Genomic DNA, 22,915 nt, shown 5'->3' with positions numbered 1-22,915 from the left:
CCGTGCGATGTCAGGCAGCGCGGGCGCGACTGGCCACGAGCGACTCCAGATCGGCGACGACGGCCGCGGGCGGCGGCATCGCGGCGACGGCGGCGGCGAGCTTCTCGGCGGCCTCCGCGTGCTGCGGCCCCTCCAGCACGGCGGCCAGCGCGTTGCCGATCGACTCCACGTCGGCGATCGGGCCCGGCACGGTACAGGCGGCGCCGGTGGCGGCGAGTCGCGCGGCCACCAGATCCTGGTCGAGCCCGATCGGCACGGACAGCTGCGGCAGGCCGGCCACGAGCGCCGTCATCGCCGACCCGGCACCGCCGTAGTGCACGACGGCGTCGCACCCGTCGAGCACGAGACTCATCGGCACCTCGCACATCGCGGTCACGTTCTCCGGCAGCTCGCCTGCGGCCGCCGCGTCGTCCGGGCGGGCCAGCAGCAGCACGTCGGCGCCGTGGTCGGTGGCCGCCCGCACCACCTCGGGCAGCTTGTTCGCCACCGGACCGAACGTCCGCGTCGCGGAGCGGCCCCAGACGACGCAGACCCGCCTGCGCCCGGTCGGTGCGGGCAGCGCGCCGGGGCCCGGGTCGTCGCCCGGCCCGTTGTAGGGCACGTAGCGGATCGGCAGGACGCGCTTGCCGAGCCCGGCGGCCAGCGGGCCGGGGCACGGGTCGAGGATCAGGTCGGCGCGACCGTGGTCGAACTCGCCGGCGCCGTGGCGGCCGAACGCGTCGCTCGGGTCGGCGGGACGGCCGGCCTCCTCGCCGCCGACGGGTCCGAACGAGTCCGCGGGGCCGACCGGACCCCACAGGTGCATCACCTGCGGGACCCCGAGAACCGCGGCGACGAGCGGGCCGTCGAGGCTGAGCTGGTCGTGCACCACGAGGTCCGGCTGCCAGTCCCGCGCGTACCGCACCGCCGCGTCGGTGCCGGCGCGCGAGGACTCGGTCGCCCGCGCCCAGTAGCCGGCCAGCCAGGACTGCAGGTCGAACGCGTCGTCGACGGGCTCGCCGCTGTCCGGGTGCGGCGGCGGGGTCGGGTAGGGCCATGTGCCGGAGAACGAGCTGAGCACGTTCAGCAGGCGGGCCCCGGTCAGCATGTCCGGCCCGTCCAGCACGGGCACCGGGACCAGGCCGGCCCGCACGACGTCGTCGCGGTCGCCGGGGCGGCAGAGCACGCGGACCTCGTGGCCGGCGGCGCGCAGCGCCCAGCCCAGCGGGAACATCGCGTAGTAGTGGCCGGTCCACGAGGACACGGAGAACAGGATGCGCACGGTGGATCCCCTCGGTCGTGATGTCGGTCAGAACGCCGCGGCCGGTGCCTGCGGCTCCAGGGACGGGAGCGGGCGGGGGCCGGGCCGGAACGGGCCCCGCTCGAGCCGCTCCACCAGGTCCCCGACGTAGCGGCCGTACCCGGACCCGGCCATCTCGCGGGCCAGCTCGCGGCCGCGGTCGAGGCCGACGAACCCCATCCGGAGCGCGACCTCCTCGATGCAGGCGATGTTCGTGCCCTGGCGCTCCTCGAGCGTGCGCACGAAGTGACCCGCGTCCAGCAGCGACGGGTAGGTGCCGGTGTCCAGCCAGGCGAACCCGCGGCCCAGATCGACGATGCGGGCCCGGTCCATCTCCAGGTACGCCCGGTTCACGTCGGTGATCTCGAGCTCGCCGCGTGGTGACGGGGTCAGCCCGCGCGCGATGTCGACGACGTCGTTGTCGTACAGGTACAGCCCGGTCACGGCCAGGTCCGAGCGCGGGTGCTCGGGCTTCTCCTCCAGGGAGACGATCCGGCCGTCGTCGTCGGTCTCGGCGATGCCGTAGCGGTGCGGATCGGACACCGGGTAGCCGAACAGCGTGGCGCCCTTGACCTCCAGCACCGCCCGCTGCAGCAGCGGGGCCAGGCCAGGGCCGTGGAAGATGTTGTCGCCCAGCACGAGCGCGACGCTGTCGTCGCCGATGTGGTCGGCGCCGATCACGAACGCGTCGGCGAGCCCGCGCGGCTCGGACTGCTCGGCGTAGGTCAGCGAGATCCCGAGCCGCGACCCGTCGCCGAGCAGCCGGCGGAACGCGGGCAGGTCGCGCGGGGTGGTCACGACCAGGATCTCGGTGACGCCTGCCAGCATCAGCACCGACAGCGGGTAGTAGATCATCGGCTTGTCGTAGACCGGCATCAGCTGCTTGGACACGGCCTGGGTGAGCGGGTACAGGCGGCTCCCGTGGCCGCCCGCGAGGACGATCCCCTTCACGGCGTTTCCCTCCGGCGGGGTGCGGTCGTGCGCGTGTGGGTCAGCGTCGGTGATACCAGCGCCGATCTCGGGGATTACCTGGTTCGGCGCACTCCTCGGGGTTTCCCCACACCTGCGCCGAGACCGCCCCGATGGGTGCGCCGCCGCCCTAGCGTTGACGCGACGAGCCGCCCGGCCCGGCCGGGCCCACCCGAGCGAGCGGATCACCATGCGCATCATCGAGACCGCGGTCCCCGGCGCGTTCCGGATCGTCCCGGAGCCCCTGGCCGACCGGCGCGGCAGCTTCTTCGAGGCGTGGCGCCGCAGCGCCCTCGAGGAGACGATCGGCCACCCGTTCCGGGTGGCCCAGACGAACTACTCGGTCTCCCGCAAGGGCACCCTGCGGGGCATCCACGGCACGACCGAGCCGCCGGGCCAGACGAAGCTGGTGACCTGCGTGCGGGGCGCCGCGCTGGACGTCGTCGTCGACCTGCGGGTCGGATCCCCGACGTTCGGCGCCCACGACACGACGCTGCAGGAGGCGGGCTCCGGGATCGGCGTGTACCTCGGCGACGGGCTCGGGCACGCGTTCCTCGCGCTCACCGACGACACGGTGATGAACTACCTGTGCGGCGAGGAGTACGTGCCCGGCTCGATGATCGACATCCAGGCGCTGGACCCGGAGATCGGCATCGACTGGCCGCTGGACGGCGAGCCGATCCGGTCGGACAAGGACGCGGGAGCGCCGACGCTGGCGCAGGCTGCCGCGTCCGGGGTGCTGCCGCCGTACCGCTCGGTGGTCGGTACGGCACGATGAGGCCGTGCCGCGACTGATCGAGAAGGCCAGCCGGGTGACGGCGGCCGGGACCCCGCCGAAGACCATCGACGAGTACGTGGGCCGGGTGAACACCGGCGACGGCGCCGTGTCGGTGGCCCACATGCGCAGCCCGTCCGGCTGGTCGGAGCCCGGCCAGACCCCCGAGTTCGACGAGTACACGCTCGTCCTGCGCGGTGAGCTGCGCGTCGAGCACGCCGGCGGCGAGCTGACCGTGCCGGCCGGACAGGCCGTGCACACCGCTGCCGGGGAGTGGGTGCGCTACAGCTCGCCCGGCCCGGACGGCGCCGAGTACGTCGCGGTCTGCCTGCCCGCGTTCGAGATCGGTGCCGCCCACCGCGACTCCTGAGCGGCGAGGCCCGACGGCGCGGCCAGGTGCACGGCCGTGACGATCAGGCCGTGCCCCGCGCTCCAGCGGCCGGAGAACACGTCCACGCGCGTGCCGCCGATCTCGGGACCGGGGACGAGCAGGCGGGCCGAGAACCGCCCGTCGGAGGGGTCGACGGAGATGTCGGCCTCGTCGAAGTCGAGTTCCAGCCCGGTGAGCGGGTACCAGGCCTTGAACACGCTCTCCTTGGCGCTGAACCACAGCCGGTCCCAGTGCACGTCCGGGTGGCGGGCGGCCAGGCGGGCGATCCGGGACCGCTCGGACGGGAGCGTCACCGTGTCCAGCACGCCGTCCGAGAGCGCGGCGTCCGTCTCCGCGTCCACGCCGAGCGAGGCCGTGGCGCAGGCCTGCGCCACGGCCGCGGCCCGGTAGCCGGCGCAGTGCGTCATGCTCCCGACGACGCCGTCCGGCCACCGTGGAGCGCCGCGGCGGTTCACCGGGATCGGCACCGGGGCCTGCCCGATCCGGCCCAGCGCGCGGCGGGCCAGGTGGCGCACGGTGGCGACCTCGCTCCTGCGGGACTCGACGGCGCGCGCGACCAGGTCGCGCTCCGGCCCGAGCAGCTCGGCGCCCGGCTCGTCGCCGTACGCGCACTCGGTGACGACCCCGTCCGGCAGCACGTCGGCGATCACGGCGCGACCACGATCATCCGGTCGGTGCGCGGCGTGGGGTGCAGCCGCACGTCGGGCAGGCCGGGTCCGGGGTGGTCGTCGTCCGGCGGGTCCTCGTCCGGCTCCATCTCGACGTCGGGCGCCTCGTAGGGCCGCGTGGCGGTCAGGTGCGCGCCGTGCAGCCGGGCGTAGGTCCCGCCCGCGGCGAGCAGCTCGTCGTGCGTGCCGCGTTCCACGATCCGGCCGGCCTCCATCACGACGATCATGTCGGCGTCGCGGATCGTGGACAGCCGGTGGGCGATCACGAAGCTCGTCCGGCCCGCGCGCAGCGTGCTCATCGCCTTCTGGATCAGCACCTCGGTCCGGGTGTCCACCGAGCTGGTCGCCTCGTCGAGCACCAGCACGGCCGGGCGGGCGAGGAACGCCCTGGCCACCGTGATCAGCTGCTTCTCGCCGGCGCTGGCGCCTGCCGAGTCGTCGTCGAGCACGGTGTCGTAGCCGTCCGGCAGCGTGCGGACGAACGCGTCGACGCACGTCGCCCTCGCGGCCTCGACGACGTCGTCACGGGTGGCGTCGGGCGCGCCGTAGGCGATGTTGTCCGCGATCGTGCCGCCGAACAGCCAGGTGTCCTGCAGCACCAGGCCGAACCGGGAACGCAGGTCGCCGCGGTGCATCCGGGCGATGTCCGTGCCGTCCAGGTAGATCGCGCCGGAGTCGACCTCGTAGAAGCGGGTCAGCAGGTTGCCCAGCGTCGTCTTGCCCGCGCCGGTCGGGCCGACGATCGCCACCGTGCTGCCCGGTTCGACGGTCAGTGACAGGTTGTCGATCAACGGCGTGTCCGGGACGTAGCGGAACGACACGCCGCGGAACTCGATCTTCCCGCGCGTCGTCGACGGCGTGTCCGGACGGGGCCGGTCCGGTGCCTGCTCCGGCACGTCGAGCAGCGTGAAGACCCGCTGCGCGGACGCGATGCCGGACTGCAGCCGCCCGGCCACCGACGCGATCTCGACGATCGGCTGGCTGAACTGGCGGGCGTAGAGGATGAACGCCTGCACGTCGCCGATCGTCAGCGTCCCGTCCAGGACCTTCCAGCCGCCGACGACCGCGACCACGACGTAGCCCAGGTTCCCGACCAGCATCATCACCGGCTCCATCGCGCCGGACGACGTCTGCGCCTTCGCGCCGGTGCGGTGGACGGCGTCGTTGCGCTCGTCGAACAGGCGCTCTGCGTCCTCGCGGCGGTGGTGGCCGCGGATCAGCGCATGCCCGGTGCAGACCTCCTCGACGTGCGCGTTGAGCTGGCCGTTCGCCGACCACTGCGCCGTGAACTGGGGGTGCGCGCGGCGGGCGAGCCATGCCGCGAGCAGGCCGGAGACCGGCACGCTGAGCAGCATCACGACCGCCAGCGACGGCGAGATCCAGATCATCAGCGTGAGCATCGCGATCAGCGACAGCGTCGAGGTGATCAGCTCGGCGAGCGTCTGCTGCATCGTCTGCTGCAGGTTGTCGATGTCGTTCGTGGTGCGTCCCAGCACCTCGCCCGCGCGGTGCCGGTCGAAGTAGCGCAACGGGAGACGGGCCAGCTTGGCCTGCGCCCGCCGTCGCAGATCGTGGATCACCTGCCACACCACGGAGGCGACGAGCCTGCCCTGCACGAGCGTGAACAGCGCCGACGCCAGGTAGATGGCGAGCAGGACCGCCAGCAGCGTGCCGACGGCGCCGAAGTCCACTCCGGACGCCTGCCCCAGCACGCCGGCCGCGATCAGGTCGGTCACCCGGCCCAGCAGCAGCGGTCCGGCCGCGTTCAGCGCGATCCCGGCCACGCCCAGCCCGAGGGCGGTGGCGACCGCGCCGCGGTGCGGGCGCAGGAGGCGGACGAGCCGCCGCGTCGACCCGGTCGCCTCCCGTTCCTCAGCGACGTCCGGCGAGCTCATGGTCGGAGTCCTCCTCGGTGAGCTGGGAGTGCGCGATCTCGCGGTAGGTCGCGCTGTCGCGCAACGCGTCCTCGTGCGTGCCGTCGGCGACGACCCGGCCCGCGTCCAGGACGACGACGCGGTCGGCGTGCCGCGCGGCGGCGACCCGCTGCGTCACCGTGATCACGGTGGCGCCCGCCGTCCACGGTTCCAGCGCCGCCCGCAGAGCGGCGTCGGTGGCCTGGTCGAGCGCGGAGAAGCAGTCGTCGAACAGGTAGACGTCCGGGCGCCGCAGCAGCGTGCGGGCGATGCACAGACGCTGGCGCTGACCACCGGAGACGGTGGTGCCGCCCTGGGCGACCTCGGCGTCGAGACCGCCCGGCATCCCGCGGACGAAGTCGTCGGCCTGCGCGACGGCGAGCGCCTCCCAGAGGTCGTCGTCGGTCGCGTCCGGGCGCCCGAAGCGCAGGTTGCTCGCGACGGTGCCGGCGAACAGGTAGGGCTTCTGCGGGACGAACCCGACGGTCGCGGCGAGCTCGGCCGGGTCGAGACGCCGCGCGTCGGTGCCGCCGACGCGGACCTCGCCCGCGGTCGGGTCGATCAGCCGCAGCACGAGGTTCAGCAGCGTGGTCTTGCCGCTGCCGGTGCTGCCGAGCACGGCGACCCGCTCGCCGGGGTGCACGGCCAGGTCGACGTCGTGCAGCACGGCCTGCTCGGCGCCGGGGTGGCGGAACTCCGCGCCGCGCAGCTCGACCGCGCCCCGCGGGCCGTCGGCCGGCGTCGGGTGCTCCGGTGCGGCGACGCCCGGTTCGGTGTCCAGGACCTCCAGGATGCGGCCCGCGCCGACCCGCGCCCGCGGGACCTGCAGGAACACGAACGCGACCATGACCACCGACATCAGGATCAGCGACATGTAGAACAGGAACGCGCCGAGCGCGCCGATCTGCATGCTGCCGGAGTCGATCCGCTGCGCGCCGATCCACATCAGCGCGACGGTGAACACGTTCATCAGCACGAGGATCAGCGGCAGCATCGTCGCGATCAGCCGGCCGACCCGCTGGGAGACGTCCAGGAACTCGTCGTTCGTCCGGGCGAAGCGCTCGCGCTCGTGCTCGTCGCGGACGAACGAGCGCACCACCCGCACCCCGGTGATCACCTCGCGCAGCAGCCTGCCGAGCCGGTCGAGCGTGAGCTGCATGCGCCCGTAGAGCGTGCCCATCCGGGCCAGCAGCAGACCGAATGCGCCGCCCACGACGACCACGAGCAGGACCAGCAGAAGCGCCAGCGGCACGTCCTGTTGCAGCGCGAGCACGACGGCGCCGACGCACATCAGCGGCGCCGAGACGACGACGCCGAATCCGGAGCGGGCGAGGTTCTGCACCTGCTGGACGTCGTTGACGGTGCGGGTCAGCAGGCTCGCCGTGCCGAAGCGGCCGACCTCGCGTTCGGAGAAGTCGAGCACCCGCCGGAACAGCGCGGAGCGCAGGTCGCGGCCCATCGCCGACGACGTCCGCGCACCGAGCGCGGTGGCCGCGAGCGCGGCGGCGATCTGGGCGACCGCGACGGCCACCATGATCGTCCCGAGCTCGGTGATCCGGTCGGCGTCGCCGCGGACCACGCCCTCGTCGATGATCGCGGCGCCGAACGTCGGGAGCAGGAGCGTCCCGAGGATCTGCAGGATCTGGAGCACGACGACGACGCCGACGGGTCGGGCGTAGTCGCGGAGCCTGCTGCGTGCGAGTCTCAGCAGCACGTCGGGAACACCCCCGGGTTCGCGGTGGCCGGCGGGCGGACCGGCACCGCACAGTCGACCCGATCACCGACCCGGAAAACACCAGTTCACGCCGCACTCGTGGATTCCCCACACCTCTCGCCATTCGTTGACACCGTCTTCCGGGCCTTGCGAGCGTTCTGGCACCGAAATTGTGCCGGGCTGCAGAAGTGGCCGAGAAGGGTGAACCATGTCCAAGCGTGCACTCATCACCGGAATCACCGGGCAGGACGGTTCCTACCTGGCCGAGCACCTGCTCGCGCAGGGCTACCGGGTGTTCGGGCTGACCCGCGGCCAGTCCAACCCGCGCAAGGTCCGGGTCAGCAGGCTGGCCTCCGAGCTGGAGTTCGTCGACGGCGACCTGATGGACCAGGGCAGCCTGGTGTCCGCAGTGGACAGCGTCCAGCCGGACGAGGTCTACAACCTGGGCGCGATCTCGTTCGTGCCGATGTCCTGGCAGCAGGCCGAGCTCGTCACCGAGGTCAACGCCGCGGGCGTGTTGCGCATGCTGGAGGCGATCCGGATCGTGTCCGGCCTGTCCCCGAACCGGGCCGCGCAGACGGCGAGCGGCCAGATCCGCTTCTACCAGGCGTCGTCGTCGGAGATGTTCGGCAAGGCGGCCGAGACGCCGCAGCGCGAGACGACGCTGTTCCACCCGCGCAGCCCCTACGGCGCCGCGAAGGCCTACGGCCACTACATCACCCGCAACTACCGCGAGTCGTTCGGCATGTACGCGGTCTCCGGCATGCTGTTCAACCACGAGTCCCCGCGCCGGGGCAGCGAGTTCGTCACCCGCAAGATCACCCTCGCGGTCGCCCGGATCAAGCTCGGCCTGCAGGACACGCTGGCGCTCGGGAACCTGGACGCGTTGCGCGACTGGGGATTCGCCGGTGACTACGTCCGGGCGATGCACCTCATGCTGCAGCAGCCCGACGGCGACGACTACGTGATCGGCACCGGCGAGATGCACTCGGTTCGCGAGGCCGTCGAGGTCGCGTTCGACCACGTCGACCTGGACTGGCGCGACCACGTGGTGATCGACCAGGACCTGGTGCGCCCTGCCGAGGTCGAGATCCTCTGCGCGGACAGCTCGAAGGCCCAGGAGACGCTCGGCTGGAAGCCCGAGGTCGACTTCGGCGGCCTGATGCGGATGATGGTCGACTCCGACCTGGAGTGCGTCGCCCGCGAGGAGGAGTACGGGGACCTGATGGCCGCGGCCAACTGGTGAGCCCCGTGCACCTCTAGGGATTTCCCACCCGGATCGTCGGCATCGTCAGCGGCGCGGCGATTCGTTTCCTCCGGCGCGCAGGAATTGCGTCATGCGATTCCTGTGCGGTCGTCTGCTGCCGAGACGGGAAGTGTGGAAGATGGACAACGAGCAGAAGCTCCGGGATTACCTCAAGCGCGCGACGACAGATCTGCGACGCACGCGCCGCCGCGTCGACGAGCTGGAGTCGGCCGCCCGGGAGCCGATCGCCGTCGTCGGTATGACGTGCCGCTACCCGGGCGGCGTCCGTAGCCCCGAGGACCTGTGGCGGATGGTCGAGTCGGGGGAGAACGGCATCACCGGCTTCCCCACCGACCGCGGCTGGGACACCGCGGCGCTCGCCGGCACCCCGACCGCCTCCGGCGGCTTCCTGGACGACGCGACCGAGTTCGACGCCGAGTTCTTCGGCATCTCCCCGCGCGAGGCGGTCGCGATGGACCCGCAGCAGCGGGTCGTGCTCGAGGCGGCATGGGAGGCGTTCGAGCGCGCCGGCATCGACCCGTCGACGGTCCGTGGCAGCCGGACCGGCGTGTTCATCGGTGCGATGGCGCAGGAGTACCGGGTCGGCCCCGCCGACGGCGCCGAGGGGTTCCAGCTGACCGGCAACACCGGCAGCGTCCTGTCCGGCCGGATCTCCTACACGCTGGGCACCGTCGGGCCCGCGGTCACGGTGGACACGGCCTGCTCGTCGTCGCTGGTCGCGATCCACCTGGCCACGCAGGCTCTGCGCGCGCAGGAGTGCACGCTCGCGCTCGCCGGCGGCGTCACGATCATTTCCGGCCCCGGCACGTTCGTGGAGATGGGCCGCCATGGCGGGCTGTCCGCGGACGGGCGCTGCCGCGCGTTCGGCGACTCCGCCGACGGCACCGGCTGGGCCGAGGGCGTGGGCCTGCTGGTCCTGGAGCGGCTGTCCGAGGCGCAGCGCAACGGGCACGAGATCCTCGCCGTCGTCCGCGGCTCCGCCGTGAACCAGGACGGCGCCTCCAACGGCCTGACCGCGCCGAACGGCCCGTCCCAGCAGGCCGTCATCGAGCAGGCGCTGGTCAACGCCCGGCTCTCGGCCGACGACGTGGACGCCGTCGAGGCGCACGGCACCGGCACCACGCTCGGCGACCCGGTCGAGGCGCAGGCGCTGCTCGCCACGTACGGCAGGGACCGCGACACCGGCCGCCCGCTGCTGCTCGGGTCGGTGAAGTCCAACCTCAGCCACACCCAGGCCGCGGCAGGCGTCGCCGGCGTGATCAAGATGGTGATGGCGATGCGGCACGGGGTGCTGCCCCGCACGCTGCTCGCCGACGAGCCCAGCAGCCATGTCGACTGGTCGGCCGACACCGTCCGGATCCTCACCGGGAACACCGACTGGCCGGCCACCGGCGCGCCACGCCGCGCCGGTGTCTCCTCGTTCGGCATCAGCGGCACGAACGCGCACACGATCGTCGAGCAGGCGCCGGACCCGTCGTCGCCGGACGCCGCAGACGGCGAGGACTCCTCCGACATCCCAGCGCCGGTCGAGGCGGGCGTCCTCCCGCTGCTGGTCAGCGGCCGCACGCCGGAGGCACTGTCCGCGCAGGCCGACGCCCTGCGCTCCGCGCTGGAGGCCGGCGGCGCCCCCTCCCTGCTCGACGCCGCGTACTCGTCGGCCACCACGCGGACGGCGTTCGAGCACCGCGCCGTCCTGCTCGGCGACAAGGCCGACCTGGCCGCGCTCGCCGACGACCCCACGTCCGTCCGGGACGGCGTCACCGGCACCGCCCGTCCGGAGAACCGCCTGGCCGTGCTGTTCACCGGCCAGGGCTCGCAGCGTATTGGCGCCGGTCGTGAGCTGGCCGCCCGCTTCCCGGCGTTCCGGGCGGCGCTGGACGAGGCCATGGACGCGTTCACGCCGCACCTGGACCGGCCGCTGCGCGACGTGCTGTGGGGCGAGGAGCAGGATCTTCTCGACCGCACCGAGTACGCCCAGCCCGCGATCGTCGCCGTCGAGATCGCGCTGTACCGGCTCGTCACCTCGCTCGGCGTCACCCCGGACCAGTTGCTCGGCCACTCCGTCGGCGAGATCGCCGCCGCGCACGTCGCGGGCGTGCTGTCGCTGGAGGACACGGCAACGCTCGTCGCCGCACGCGGCCGTCTCATGCAGGCGCTGCCGTCCGGCGGCGCGATGCTCGCCGTCGCGGCGACCGAGGACGAGGTCACGCCGCACCTGACCGACGACGTGGCGATCGCCGCGGTGAACGGGCCGTCGTCGGTCGTCGTGTCCGGTGCCGCGGACGCGGTCGCCGCGATCGAGACGGCGTTCGCCGGGCAGGGCCGCCGGACCCGCAGGCTGGCGGTGAGCCACGCGTTCCACTCCCCGCTGATGGAGCCGATGCTCGACGAGTTCCGCGGCGTCGTCGCGACCCTCGACCTGCACGCACCGCTGCTGCCGATCGTCTCCGACGTCACCGGGGAGCCGGCGACCGTCGACCAGCTCACGTCCGCCGGCTACTGGGTCGAGCACGTCCGGCGCGCCGTGCGCTTCGCCGACGGCGTCGACCGTCTCGTCCGCCACGACGTCACCGCGTTCCTGGAGCTCGGCCCGGACGCCGCGCTGTCCGCGATGGCCCGGGAGTGCCTGGACGCCACCGGGTCCGACGCGCCGGCCGTCCCGGCGCTGCGCGCCGACCGCCCGGAGGAGCACACGCTCGCCGCCGCGCTGGCCGCGCTGCACGTCCGCGGTGTCGCCGTCGACTGGGCCCGCTGGTTCGACGGCACCGGCGCCACCCGCGTCGCGCTGCCCACCTACGCGTTCCGCCGCCGCCGGTTCTGGCCGCGCGCCGCGGCGAGCAGCACGTCCGACCTGCGCTCGGCCGGTCTCGGCGCGGCCCGCCACCCGCTGCTGTCCGCCGCCGTCTCGCTCGCCGACTCCGACGGCGCGCTGCTCACCGGCCGCCTGTCCCGGCAGACCCACCCGTGGCTGGCCGACCACGTCGTGCGCGGCACGACCCTGCTGCCCGGCACCGCGTTCCTGGAGCTGGCCGTCCGGGCCGGCGACGAGGTCGGCTGCGACCGCGTCGAGGACCTCACGCTGGCCGCCCCGCTCGTGCTGCCGGAGGACGGCGGCGTGCAGGTCCAGCTGGGGATCGGCGCCCCGGACGCCGACGGCCGCCGCGCGCTGACCGTCCACGCGCGACCGGACAGCGGCATCGACGACGCGGACGGCGACGAGCCCTGGACGCCGCACGCCACCGGTGTGCTCGCCCCCGACACGTCCGCCGAGGGGTACGACGCGACCGGGTGGCCGCCCGCGGGCGCCGAGCCGATCGCCGTCGACGACGTCTACGACCGGCTCGCCGACGCCGGGTTCGCCTACGGCCCCGCGTTCCGCGGCCTGACCGCGGCGTGGCGTTCCGCAGGCGCCGACGGCGCCGTGTACGCCGAGATCGAGCTGCCGGACGTCGCGGCCGGGGACGCCGCGTCGTTCGACCTGCATCCGGCCGCGCTGGACGCGGCGCTGCACGCCGCCGGGTTCGTCGACCTCGGCGAGCAGGCGCGCGGGGGAGTGCCGTTCTCCTGGGAGGGCGTCACGCTGCACGCGAGCGGCGCGGGTGCCCTGCGGGTCCGGCTCGCGCCGGTCGCCGACGACGCGCTCGCCGTCTCCGTCGCGGACGGGACCGGGGCACCGGTGCTGTCCGTCGACTCGCTCGTGCTGCGCGCCGTCGCCGCGCCGGACACCACGCAGGACGTCCTGCGGGACGCCCTGTTCGGTCTGGAGTGGATACCGGTCACGCCGTCCGGTCCGGAGCCGGAGTCGGTCGCGGTCGTCGGCGACGGGGACCTGGCGTCGGTGCTCGCCGCGGACGCGGTGCCGGCCCTCGTGGTGGTCGAGCCGTCCGGTCCGGAGGGCTCGAGCGGCTCCGAGGGCGCTCATGTGCTTGCCGCGCAGGCACTCGACGCCGTCCGGACATGGCTGGAGGCCGACCTCGACGGCTCCCGGCTCGTGCTCGTCACCCGCGGCGCCACCACCGGGCAGAGCCCGGCGGCCGCCGCCGTGTGGGGGCTCGTGCGGTCCGCGCAGTCGGAGAACCCTGGCCGGTTCGTGCTCCTCGACCTCGAGCCGGGTGCGGACCTCCCGCCCCACGCCGCACTGACCGGCGACGAGCCGCAGCTCGCCGTCGTCGGCGACGGGCTGCGCGCCGCGCGGCTCGTGCGCCGCACCGCGCCGGACACGGTGGGCACGCCGTCGTTCGGCGCGGATGCGGTGCTCGTCACCGGCGGCACCGGCGGCCTGGGCGCCGTCGTGGCCCGGCACCTCGTCGCGGCACACGGGGTGGCGGACCTGCTGCTGGTGAGCAGGCGCGGCTCGGAGGCGGAGGGGGCCTCCGAGCTCGCGGCCGAGCTGACCTCGGCCGGTGCGCACGTCCAGATCGCGGCATGCGACGTCACCGACCGGGACGCCGTCGACGCGCTGCTGGCCGCCCACCGGGTGTCCGCCGTGGTGCACGCGGCGGGCGTGCTCGACGACGGCATGGTCGCCTCCCTGACGCCGGAGCGGCTGGCGACGGTGCTGCGCCCCAAGGCCGACGCGGCCTGGAACCTGCACGCCGCCGCCGACGCGGCCGGGCTGGAGCTGTCCGCGTTCGTGCTGTTCTCCTCGCTGGCCGGTGTCGTCGGCAGCCCCGGCCAGGCGAACTACGCGGCGGGCAACGCGTTCCTGGACGCGCTCGCCGCGCACCGCCGCGCGGCCGGGCTGCCCGGCCTGTCGCTGGCCTGGGGCCCGTGGGAGCAGGCCGGCGGCATGACCGGCGAGGTCTCCGACGACGACCTGGCCCGGATGGCCCGCGCCGGCACGCCCGCACTGCCCGTCGAGCAGGGGCTCGCGCTGCTCGACGCCGCACTGTCCACACCGGACGACCCCGCGCTCGTCACGGCCCGCCTCGACCTGTCCGTGCTGCGCGCGCAGGGCGACGTCCCGCCGCTGCTGCGCTCGCTGATCCGCACCCGGGCCCGTCGCACGGCCGCGACCGGGTCCGCGACGGCCGGTGGCCTGGCCCAGCGCCTGTCCCGCCTGGACGCCGAGAGCCGCGAGGAGACGGTGCTCGACCTCGTCCGCGGCCAGGTCGCGCTCGTGCTCGGCCACGGCGGGGCGAACGACGTCGACGCCGGCCGCGCGTTCCGCGACCTCGGGTTCGACTCGCTGACCGCCGTCGAGCTGCGCAACCGGCTCGGCGCCGCGACCGGCCTGCGGCTGCCCGCCACGCTCGTGTTCGACCACCCCACCGTCCGCGACCTCGCGACCCACGTGCTCGACGAGCTGCTCGGCACCGACGACGTGATCACCACGACGGCGGCCGCTGCCGTCGCCGACGACCCGATCGTGATCGTCGGCATGGCCTGCCGGTACCCGGGCGGCGTGTCCTCGCCGGAGGACCTGTGGCGCCTGGTCACCGACGGTACCGACGCGATCACCGGCTTCCCGACGAACCGGAACTGGGACCTGGACGCGCTCTACCACGCCGACCCGGACCACCCCGGCACGTCGTACACCCGGTCCGGCGGGTTCCTGCACGACGCCGGCGAGTTCGACCCCGGCTTCTTCGGGATGAGCCCGCGCGAGGCGCTGGCCACCGACTCCCAGCAGCGGCTCCTGCTGGAGTCGTCGTGGGAGGCCGTCGAGCGCGCCGGGATCGACCCGACGTCGTTGCGCGGCAGCAGCACCGGCGTGTTCGCCGGCGTCATGTACTCCGACTACAGCGGCGTGCTCGCGACCGGTGAGTTCGAGGGCTTCCAGGGCGTCGGCAGCTCGCCGAGCGTCGCGTCCGGCCGCGTCGCCTACACGCTCGGGCTCGAGGGCCCCGCGGTCACGGTGGACACGGCGTGCTCGTCGTCGCTGGTGGCGATGCACTGGGCGATGCAGGCGCTGCGCTCGGGTGAGTGCTCGCTCGCGCTGGCCGGCGGCGTCACGGTCATGTCCACGCCGTCGGCGTTCGTCGACTTCGCCCGCCAGCGCGGCCTGTCCCCGGACGGGCGCTGCAAGGCGTTCTCCGACGACGCGGACGGCGTCGGCTGGTCCGAGGGCGTCGGCATGCTCGTGCTGGAGCGCGAGTCGGACGCCCGCCGCCACGGCCACGAGATCCTGGCCGTCGTCCGCGGCTCCGCGGTCAACCAGGACGGCGCGTCCAACGGCCTGACCGCGCCGAACGGCCCGTCGCAGCAGCGGGTGATCCGCCAGGCGCTGGCGTCCGCCGGCCTGTCCACCGACGACGTGGACGCCGTCGAGGCGCACGGCACCGGCACCTCGCTGGGCGACCCGATCGAGGCCCAGGCGCTGCTCGCGACGTACGGGCGCGACCGCGACCCGGAGCGCCCGCTGCGGCTCGGGTCGCTGAAGTCGAACATCGGCCACACCCAGGCCGCCGCCGGTGTGGCCGGCGTGATCAAGATGGTGCAGGCGATGCGGCACGGGGCGCTGCCCCGCACGCTGCACGCGGGCACCCCGTCGTCGCACGTGGACTGGACCGACGGCGCCGTCGCGCTGCTGTCCGACGCCGCCGAATGGCCGGAGACCGGCGGGCGGCCGCGCCGCGCCGCCGTGTCGTCGTTCGGGATCAGCGGCACGAACGTGCACACCGTGCTGGAGCAGGGGCCCGCCGCCCCGGCCCCCGCCACGGACGAGCCGGAGCGCACCCCGGCCGTCGTGCCGCTGCTGCTCAGCGGCCGCACCGGCACCGCGCTGCGCGCCCAGGCCGCCCGGCTGCTCGCCGACCTGCGTGAGCGCCCGGACACCTCCGTCGTCGACCTGGCCCACTCGCTGGCCACCACCCGTGCCCGGTTCGAGCAGCGGGCCGCCGTGCTCGCCGCCGGCCGCGACGGGCTGCTCGCCTCGCTGACCGCGCTCGCCGCGGGGCGTCCCGACCCGCACGTCGTCGACGGCGAGGCCGCCGGTCGCGGCCGGACCGCCGTCCTGTTCTCCGGGCAGGGCAGCCAGCGGGCCGGGATGGGGCGCGAGCTGTACGCGGCCTGGCCGGTGTTCGCCGAGGCGTTCGACGAGGTCTGCGCCGAGATGGATCCGCACCTGGACCGCCCGCTGCGCGACGTGATGTGGGACTCCGACACCGAGCTCCTCGACCGCACCGGCTGGACGCAGCCCGCCCTGTTCGCGCTCGAGATCGCGCTGTTCGCGCTCGTGCGCAGCTGGGGCGTGCGCGCCGACGCCGTCGCAGGGCACTCGATCGGCGAGATCACCGCCGCGCACGTCGCGGGTGTGCTGTCGCTGCCCGACGCCTGCCGCCTGGTCGCCGCCCGCGCGTCGCTGATGGACGCGCTCCCGGCCGGGGGCGCGATGCTCGCCGTGAACGCGGCCGAGGACGAGGTCACCCCGCACCTGACCGACGACGTCGCGGTCGCGGCGGTGAACAGCCCGTCGTCGGTCGTCGTGTCCGGCTCCGAGGACGCCGTCGCGGCGATCGAGTCGCGGTTCGCCGACCGTCGGACGCGCAGGCTCCCGGTCTCGCACGCGTTCCACTCGCCGCTGATGGACCCGATGCTCGACGCGTTCCGCGCCGTCGTCACGGACCTGACGTTCTCCGAGCCGTCGATCCCGGTCGTCTCGAACCTGACCGGCGGTCGCGCCGCCGACGAGCTGCGCGACCCCGAGTACTGGGTCCGCCACGTCCGCGAGGCCGTCCGGTTCGCGGACTGCGTGCAGACGTTGCGCGACAACGGGACCACCACGTTCCTGGAGCTGGGCCCTGACGGGCCGCTCACCACGATGGCGCAGGAGACGCTGGGCGACGACGACGCGCTGCTCGTCCCGTTCCTGCGCGCCGACCGTCCCGAGGAGACGGCCGCCGCAACGGCCGCCGCGCGCCTGCAGGTGCACGGCATCGACCTGGACTGGACCGCCCTCCTCGCCGGGACCGGCGCCCGCCGCGTCGCGCTGCCGACGTACGCGTTCCAGCACGAGCACTACTGGCCGCAGCTGCCCGCCCCGTCCGCGGGCGGCGCCGCCGACCCGGCCGACCAGCGACTGTGGGCCGCCGTGGAGCGCGGCGACGCCGGCGAGCTGGCCGGGATCCTCGGCCTCGGCAGCCACGACATCACACCGCTGGACACGCTGATGCCCGCGCTCGCGTCGTGGCGCCGCGGCAACCGCGAGAAGTCGCTGCTGGACACGCTGCGCTACCGCGTCGAGTGGACGCGCCTGTCCCGGCCCGCCGCCCCGGTGCTGGACGGCACCTGGACGCTGGTCAGCACGGACGCGATCGACACCGACCTCGTCGACGCCCTCGCCGAGATGCTCGGGGCGCACGGTGCCCGTGTCCGGCGACTCGTCCTGGACGACACCTGCGTCGACCGTGCCACCGTCGCGTCGCGGATCGCTGCCGCCGACACCACCGCCGACGGGGACGGCGCCACCACTGACGCCGACCGCGATGCCGCTGCGGATGGCGGCGCCGCCGCAGTCGGTCTCGCCGGCAACGTGCTGTCGCTCCTGCCGCTGGACGAGCGCCCCGAACCGGGCGCAGAGGCACTGACCCGCGGGACCGCGCTGACCGTCGCGCTCGTGCAGGCCCTGTCCGACAACGGGTCCGACGCCCGACTGTGGACCGCCACCCGCGGCGCCGTCACCGTCGGCGCAGGTGACCCGCTGACCAACCCGCTGCAGGCCACCGCGTGGGGCCTGGGGCGCACCGTCGCCCTGGAGCACCCGCGGCGCTGGGGCGGCCTGGTCGACCTGCCGCCCGAGCTCGACGGGCGGACCGGGCAGCGCCTGGCCGGGGTCCTCGCCGACAGGGACGTGCCCGACGGGGAGGACCAGGTCGCGCTGCGCACCGACGGCGTGCACGGCCGCCGCCTCGTCCGGCACCCCGTCGACGCGCTCCCGGACACGTTCACCGCGTCCGGCACGGTGCTGGTCACCGGAGGGACCGGCGGACTCGGCGCCGAGGTCGCCCGCTGGCTGGCCCGCTCCGGCGCCCGGCACCTCGTCCTGACCAGCCGCCGCGGCGCCGACGCCCCCGGCGCGGCCGAGCTGCGCGACGAGCTCGTCGACCTCGGCGCGTCCGTCGCGATCGAGGCCTGCGACGTCACCGACCGCGACGCCGTCGCGGCCGTGCTCGACGGGTTGCCCGACGACCTGACCGGCGTCGTGCACACGGCGGGCGTCGCGCACTACGACGCGCTCGACGACCTCGACGTCGCCGGGTTCGCCGAGCGCGCCGCCGCGAAGACCGCCGGCGCCGCACACCTGGACGCGCTGCTCGGCGACCGCGAGCTGGACCTGTTCGTGCTGTTCGGCTCCATCGCCGGCGTGTGGGGGAGCGGCGGCCAGAGCGCCTACGGCGCCGCCAACGCCTACCTCGACGCGCTCGCCGCCGCGCGCCGCGCCCGTGGCCTCGCGGGCACGTCCGTCGCGTTCGGACCGTGGGACGGCGCCGGGATGGCCGCCGAGGGCGGCTTCGCCGAGTCGATGCAGCGTCAGGGTCTCGGCCTGCTCGACCCGGAACCGGCGATGGCCGAGCTGCGCCGCGCCGTCGTCGACCAGGACGTCGCCGTGACCGTCGCCGACGTCGACTGGACCCGCTACGCGCCGCTGTTCACGTCCGCCCGGCCCAGCGCGCTGCTCGGCGACCTGCCCGAGGTCCGCGCGCTCGCCGCGGCCGAGCCGGACGTGGACGCCTCCGAGATCGTCACCCGGGTCCGCTCGATGGAGGAGCCGGAGCAGCTCCGGATGCTCGGCGAGCTCGTCCGCACCGAGGCCGCGACCGTGCTCGGGCACGCCTCGGCCGACGCCGTCGGCGAGACCCGCGCGTTCTCCGACCTCGGGTTCGACTCGCTGACCGGCGTCGAGCTGCGCCAGCGGCTGTCCGCCGCCACCGGCCTGCCGCTGCCGTCGACGATCGTGTTCGACCACCCGACGCCCGCCGCGCTCGCGCAGTACCTGCGCGCCGAGATCCTCGGCAGCGCCATCGACGTGAACGCCCCGGTCGCCACCGGCACGGGAGACGACGAGCCGATCGCGATCATCGGCATGGCCTGCCGGTTCCCCGGCGGCGTCTCCTCGCCCGAGGCGCTGTGGGACCTCGTCGCGTCCGGCACCGACGCGATCTCCGACTTCCCGGTCAACCGCGGCTGGAACACGGCGTCGCTGTTCGACCGGGACGCGGACAAGCCCGGCACCACCTACTCCACCCAGGGCGGCTTCCTGCACACCGCCGACGAGTTCGACCCGGCGTTCTTCGGCATCTCGCCACGCGAGGCCCTGGTCATGGACCCGCAGCAGCGGCTGCTGCTGGAGACCACGTGGGAGTCGTTCGAGCGGGCCGGGATCCGGCCGGACTCCGTGCGCGGCAGCCTGACCGGCACGTTCGTCGGCTCCAGCTACCAGGAGTACGGCCTCGGCGGCGGAGAGGGCTCCGAGGGCCACATGGTCACCGGATCCAGCCCGAGCGTGCTGTCCGGGCGGCTGGCCTACGTGTTCGGCCTGGAGGGCCCGGCCGTCACGGTCGACACGGCGTGCTCGTCGTCGCTGGTCGCGCTGCACCTGGCCTGCCGGTCGCTGCTGAGCGGCGAGAGCACGATGGCTGTCGCCGGCGGCGCGACGATCATGACGACGCCGAACCCGTTCGTCGCGTTCAGCCGCCAGAGGGCGCTGGCCCGCGACGGCCGCTGCAAGGCGTTCTCCGACGACGCCGACGGCATGACGCTCGCCGAGGGCGTCGGCGTCGTGCTCGTCGAGCGGCTCTCCGACGCGCAGCGCAACGGCCACCCCGTGCTGGCCGTGATCCGCGGCTCCGCGATCAACCAGGACGGTGCCTCGAACGGCCTGACGGCGCCGAACGGCCCGTCGCAGCAGCGCGTCATCCGCCAGGCGCTGGCCAACGCCCGGCTCGAGCCCGGCGACGTCGACGCGCTGGAGGCGCACGGCACCGGCACCCCGCTCGGCGACCCGATCGAGGCGCAGGCGCTGCAGAGCACCTACGGGCGCGACCGCGACCCGTCGCAGGCGCTGCTGCTGGGCTCGGTGAAGTCGAACATCGGGCACACGCAGTCCGCGGCCGGCGTCGCGTCGGTGATCAAGATGGTGATGGCGCTGCGGCACGGGGTGCTGCCGCGCACGCTGCACGCCGACGAGCCGTCGTCGCACGTGGACTGGTCGACCGGGTCCGTGCGGCTGCTCGGCGAGCAGACCACCTGGCCGGAGACCGGTCGCCCGCGCCGGGCCGCCGTGTCGTCGTTCGGGATCAGCGGCACGAACGCGCACACGCTCCTGGAGCAGGCGCCGGTCGCCGCGGAGCCGGCCGGCGCGCCGTTCACGGACCGGCCGGCCGACGCGCCGGTGAACGCCGAGCCGTCGCCCGCCGAGCTGTCCGGCGCGGAGCCGTCGGGTGCCGAGCTGCCGGACGCCGGGCTGTCCGGCCCGGCCGGGGCGCAGCGACCGGACGCCGTCGTGCCGTGGGTGCTGTCCGCTCGCAGCTCCGCCGCGCTGCGCGGGCAGGCCGAGCGCCTGCTCGCCCACGTCGCCGAGCGCGAGCCTTCACCGCTCGACGTCGGGTTCTCGCTGGTCACGACGCGTGAGCCGTTCGAGCACCGCGCCGTCGTCGTGCCGCCGGTCGGGTCCGACCCTCTGGAGGCACTGCAGGCGGTGGCCGCGGACGGCCCGTCCGCCGAGGTCGCCCGCGGCGTCGCGGACGTCGACGGCCGGACCGTCTTCGTGTTCCCCGGGCAGGGGTCGCAGTGGGTCGGCATGGGTGCCCGGCTGCTCGACGAGTCGCCGGTGTTCGCCGCGCGGATCGCCGAGTGCGCCACCGCGCTGTCCGGGTTCCTCGACTGGTCGCTGATCGACGTGCTGCGCGACGCCGACGGTGCGCCGTCGCCGGAGCGCGTGGACGTCGTGCAGCCGGCGTCGTTCGCCGTGATGGTCGGCCTGGCCGCACTGTGGCAGGCACACGGCGTCTCGCCGGACGCCGTCGTCGGGCACTCGCAGGGCGAGATCGCCGCCGCCGTCGTGTCCGGGGCACTGTCCCTCCAGGACGGTGCGCGGGTGGTCGCGCTGCGCAGCCAGGCGATCGCCCGGTCACTGGCCGGGCGCGGCGGGATGATGTCCGTCGCGCTGCCGGTCGACGACGCCGAGGCGCGCCTGGAGGGCTACGAGGGCCGGGTCTCGGTCGCCGCCGTGAACGGCCCCCGCTCGGCCGTGCTGGCCGGCGAGCCGGACGCGCTGGACGAGCTGCTCGCCCTGTTCGAGTCCGAGGAGATCCGGGCGCGGCGCATCCCGGTGGACTACGCGTCGCACTCGCACCATGTCGAGGACATCCACGACGAGCTGCTCGACGTGCTGGCCGAGCTCTCGCCCCGCGCGTCCGAGGTGCCGCTGTTCTCCACGGTCACCGGTGACTGGCTGGACACGTCCACGATGGACGCCTCGTACTGGTACGAGAACCTGCGCGGCCGCGTCCGGTTCGCCGAGGCGATCGAGGCGCTGGCGACCGGGGAGTACCGGGCGTTCGTCGAGTCCAGCCCGCACCCGGTGCTGTCGATGGCCGTGCAGGACGTGGTCGACGCGGCCGGGGTCGCCGGTGTCGCGGGCGGCTCGCTGCGCCGCGACCAGGGTGGTTACGACCGGTTCCTGCTGTCCGCGGCCGAGGTGTTCGTCCGCGGCGTGGACGTGGACTGGTCCGTCCTGTTCGACGGGACCGGTGTGTCCACCGTCGACCTGCCGACCTACGCGTTCCAGCACGAGCAGCTGTGGGCCGTGCCGCCGTCGGCGTCGGCCACCGCGGCGGACCCGGAGGACGAGGCGTTCTGGAGCGCCGTCGAGGACGGTGACGTCTCGGCGCTGACCACGACGCTCGGGGCCGACGAGGACTCCGTCGCCGCCGTGCTGCCCGCGCTGTCGTCCTGGCGCCGCGGACGCAGGGACCGCACCACCGTGGACTCCTGGCGCTACCGCGTCGCCTGGAACCCGGCCGGGCAACTGCCGCAGGGCACGCTGTCCGGCACGTGGCTGCTCGTCACGGCCGATGGCGTCGACGACTCCGACGTGAGCGACACGCTGACCGCGCACGGCGCCGACGTCCGCCGCGTGGAGCTCGACGACACGTGCACCGACCGCGCCGTGCTGAGCGAGCGCCTGGCCACCGCACTTCTCCCCACCCCAGATCCGAACGAACGGCACCTTCGAGCAGTGGCATTGCCCGAAGGTGCCGTTCGTTCGGAGAGTCGTGGTGGCGGGGCCGTCGCCGGTGTGGTCTCCGTGCTCGCCGAGGCCGACTCCACGACGGTTCCCCAGACCGGCCTGGTCACCGGCGTCGCGCTGACCGTCGCGCTCGTGCAGGCGTTGGGAGACACCGGCGTCGAGGCCCCGCTGTGGGCGCTGACCCGCGGCGCCGTGGCCACCGGGCGCGCCGACGAGGTCACCGCACCGGTCCAGGCGCAGGTGCTCGGCATCGGCTGGACCGCGGCGCTGGAGCACCCGCAGCGTTGGGGCGGCACCGTCGACCTGCCCGAGACGCTCGACGACCGGGCGGGCGCCCGGCTCGCCACCGTCCTGTCCGGCGCGCTGGACACCGAGGACCAGCTCGCGCTGCGCCCCAACGGCGTGTTCGTCCGCCGCGTGGTGACGGCCGGGCCCGCGGGCACGCCGGACCGCGACTGGACACCGTCCGGCACGACGATCGTCACCGGCGGCTCCGGAACGCTCGCCCCGCACCTGGCGCGGTGGCTCGCCGAGCGCGGCGCCGAGCACGTCGTACTGCTGTCCCGCCGCGGCATCGACGCGCCCGGACAGGCCGAGCTCGTCGCGGAGATCACCGGGGCCGGGACGTCGGTGGCCGCCGAGGCCTGCGACGTCACCGACCGCGACGCCGTCGCGGCCCTGCTGGAGCGCCTCGACGGCGAGGGCCGCCCGGCCCGGACGGTGATCCACACCGCCGCCACGATCGAG

The 22,915-nt window shown here is 74.7% G+C and carries 9 protein-coding genes (1 of these 9 only partly in view); 4 read left to right on the top strand and 5 right to left on the bottom strand.

Annotation, left to right across the window (positions count from 1 at the left end; translation table 11 throughout):
* Positions 1-10: 10 nt before the first annotated feature.
* On the bottom strand, positions 11-1,261 hold the full coding sequence (locus EV378_RS01425; protein ID WP_165922095.1) for a nucleotide disphospho-sugar-binding domain-containing protein: 1,251 nt from the start codon (positions 1,259-1,261) through the stop codon (positions 11-13).
* A gap of 27 nt (positions 1,262-1,288) precedes the next feature.
* Positions 1,289-2,230, bottom strand: a complete 942-nt coding sequence (rfbA, locus tag EV378_RS01420) for a glucose-1-phosphate thymidylyltransferase RfbA (RefSeq protein ID WP_132420952.1) — start codon at positions 2,228-2,230, stop codon at positions 1,289-1,291.
* Positions 2,231-2,438: 208 nt separating this feature from the next.
* Between rfbA and EV378_RS01415 the strand changes: the two genes are divergently transcribed.
* On the top strand, positions 2,439-3,026 hold the full coding sequence (locus EV378_RS01415) for a dTDP-4-dehydrorhamnose 3,5-epimerase family protein (protein ID WP_132420951.1): 588 nt from the start codon (positions 2,439-2,441) through the stop codon (positions 3,024-3,026).
* A gap of 4 nt (positions 3,027-3,030) precedes the next feature.
* Positions 3,031-3,393: a cupin domain-containing protein gene (locus EV378_RS01410; protein WP_132420950.1), complete on the top strand. Its 363-nt coding sequence runs from the start codon at positions 3,031-3,033 to the stop codon at positions 3,391-3,393.
* On the opposite strand, the gene EV378_RS01405 is transcribed toward EV378_RS01410, so the two are convergent.
* From EV378_RS01405 to EV378_RS01395, 3 genes are read right to left on the bottom strand one after another with little or no spacing between them, the layout of a single operon-like run.
* Positions 3,306-4,064 (bottom strand): 4'-phosphopantetheinyl transferase family protein, encoded by a 759-nt coding sequence (locus tag EV378_RS01405; RefSeq protein WP_132420949.1) that lies wholly within the window; start codon positions 4,062-4,064, stop codon positions 3,306-3,308. The two genes, EV378_RS01410 and EV378_RS01405, sit on opposite strands and share 88 nt — an antisense overlap.
* Positions 4,061-5,977 (bottom strand): ABC transporter ATP-binding protein, encoded by a 1,917-nt coding sequence (locus tag EV378_RS01400; RefSeq protein ID WP_132420948.1) that lies wholly within the window; start codon positions 5,975-5,977, stop codon positions 4,061-4,063. The genes EV378_RS01405 and EV378_RS01400 overlap by 4 nt, the downstream gene beginning before the upstream one ends.
* Complete coding sequence (locus tag EV378_RS01395) at positions 5,955-7,709, bottom strand: ABC transporter ATP-binding protein (RefSeq protein WP_132420947.1); 1,755 nt, start codon at positions 7,707-7,709, stop codon at positions 5,955-5,957. The genes EV378_RS01400 and EV378_RS01395 overlap by 23 nt, the downstream gene beginning before the upstream one ends.
* A 208-nt stretch (positions 7,710-7,917) precedes the next feature.
* Between EV378_RS01395 and EV378_RS01390 the strand changes: the two genes are divergently transcribed.
* A complete protein-coding gene (locus EV378_RS01390; RefSeq protein WP_132420946.1) occupies positions 7,918-8,955 on the top strand; it encodes a GDP-mannose 4,6-dehydratase in 1,038 nt (345 codons plus the stop codon).
* Positions 8,956-9,094: 139 nt separating this feature from the next.
* Positions 9,095-22,915: the beginning of a type I polyketide synthase gene (locus EV378_RS01385; RefSeq protein WP_132420945.1), read on the top strand. It continues 14,601 nt past the right edge of the window; 13,821 of the gene's 28,422 nt are visible here — the first part of the coding sequence; the start codon lies at positions 9,095-9,097; the stop codon falls past the right edge of the window.

Source organism: Pseudonocardia endophytica, from assembly GCF_004339565.1.
In the GTDB taxonomy this organism is placed as follows: Bacteria; Actinomycetota; Actinomycetes; order Mycobacteriales; family Pseudonocardiaceae; genus Pseudonocardia; species Pseudonocardia endophytica.
Note: the sequence above shows the minus strand (reverse complement) of the source record. Positions and strands in the feature narration are given on the sequence as shown.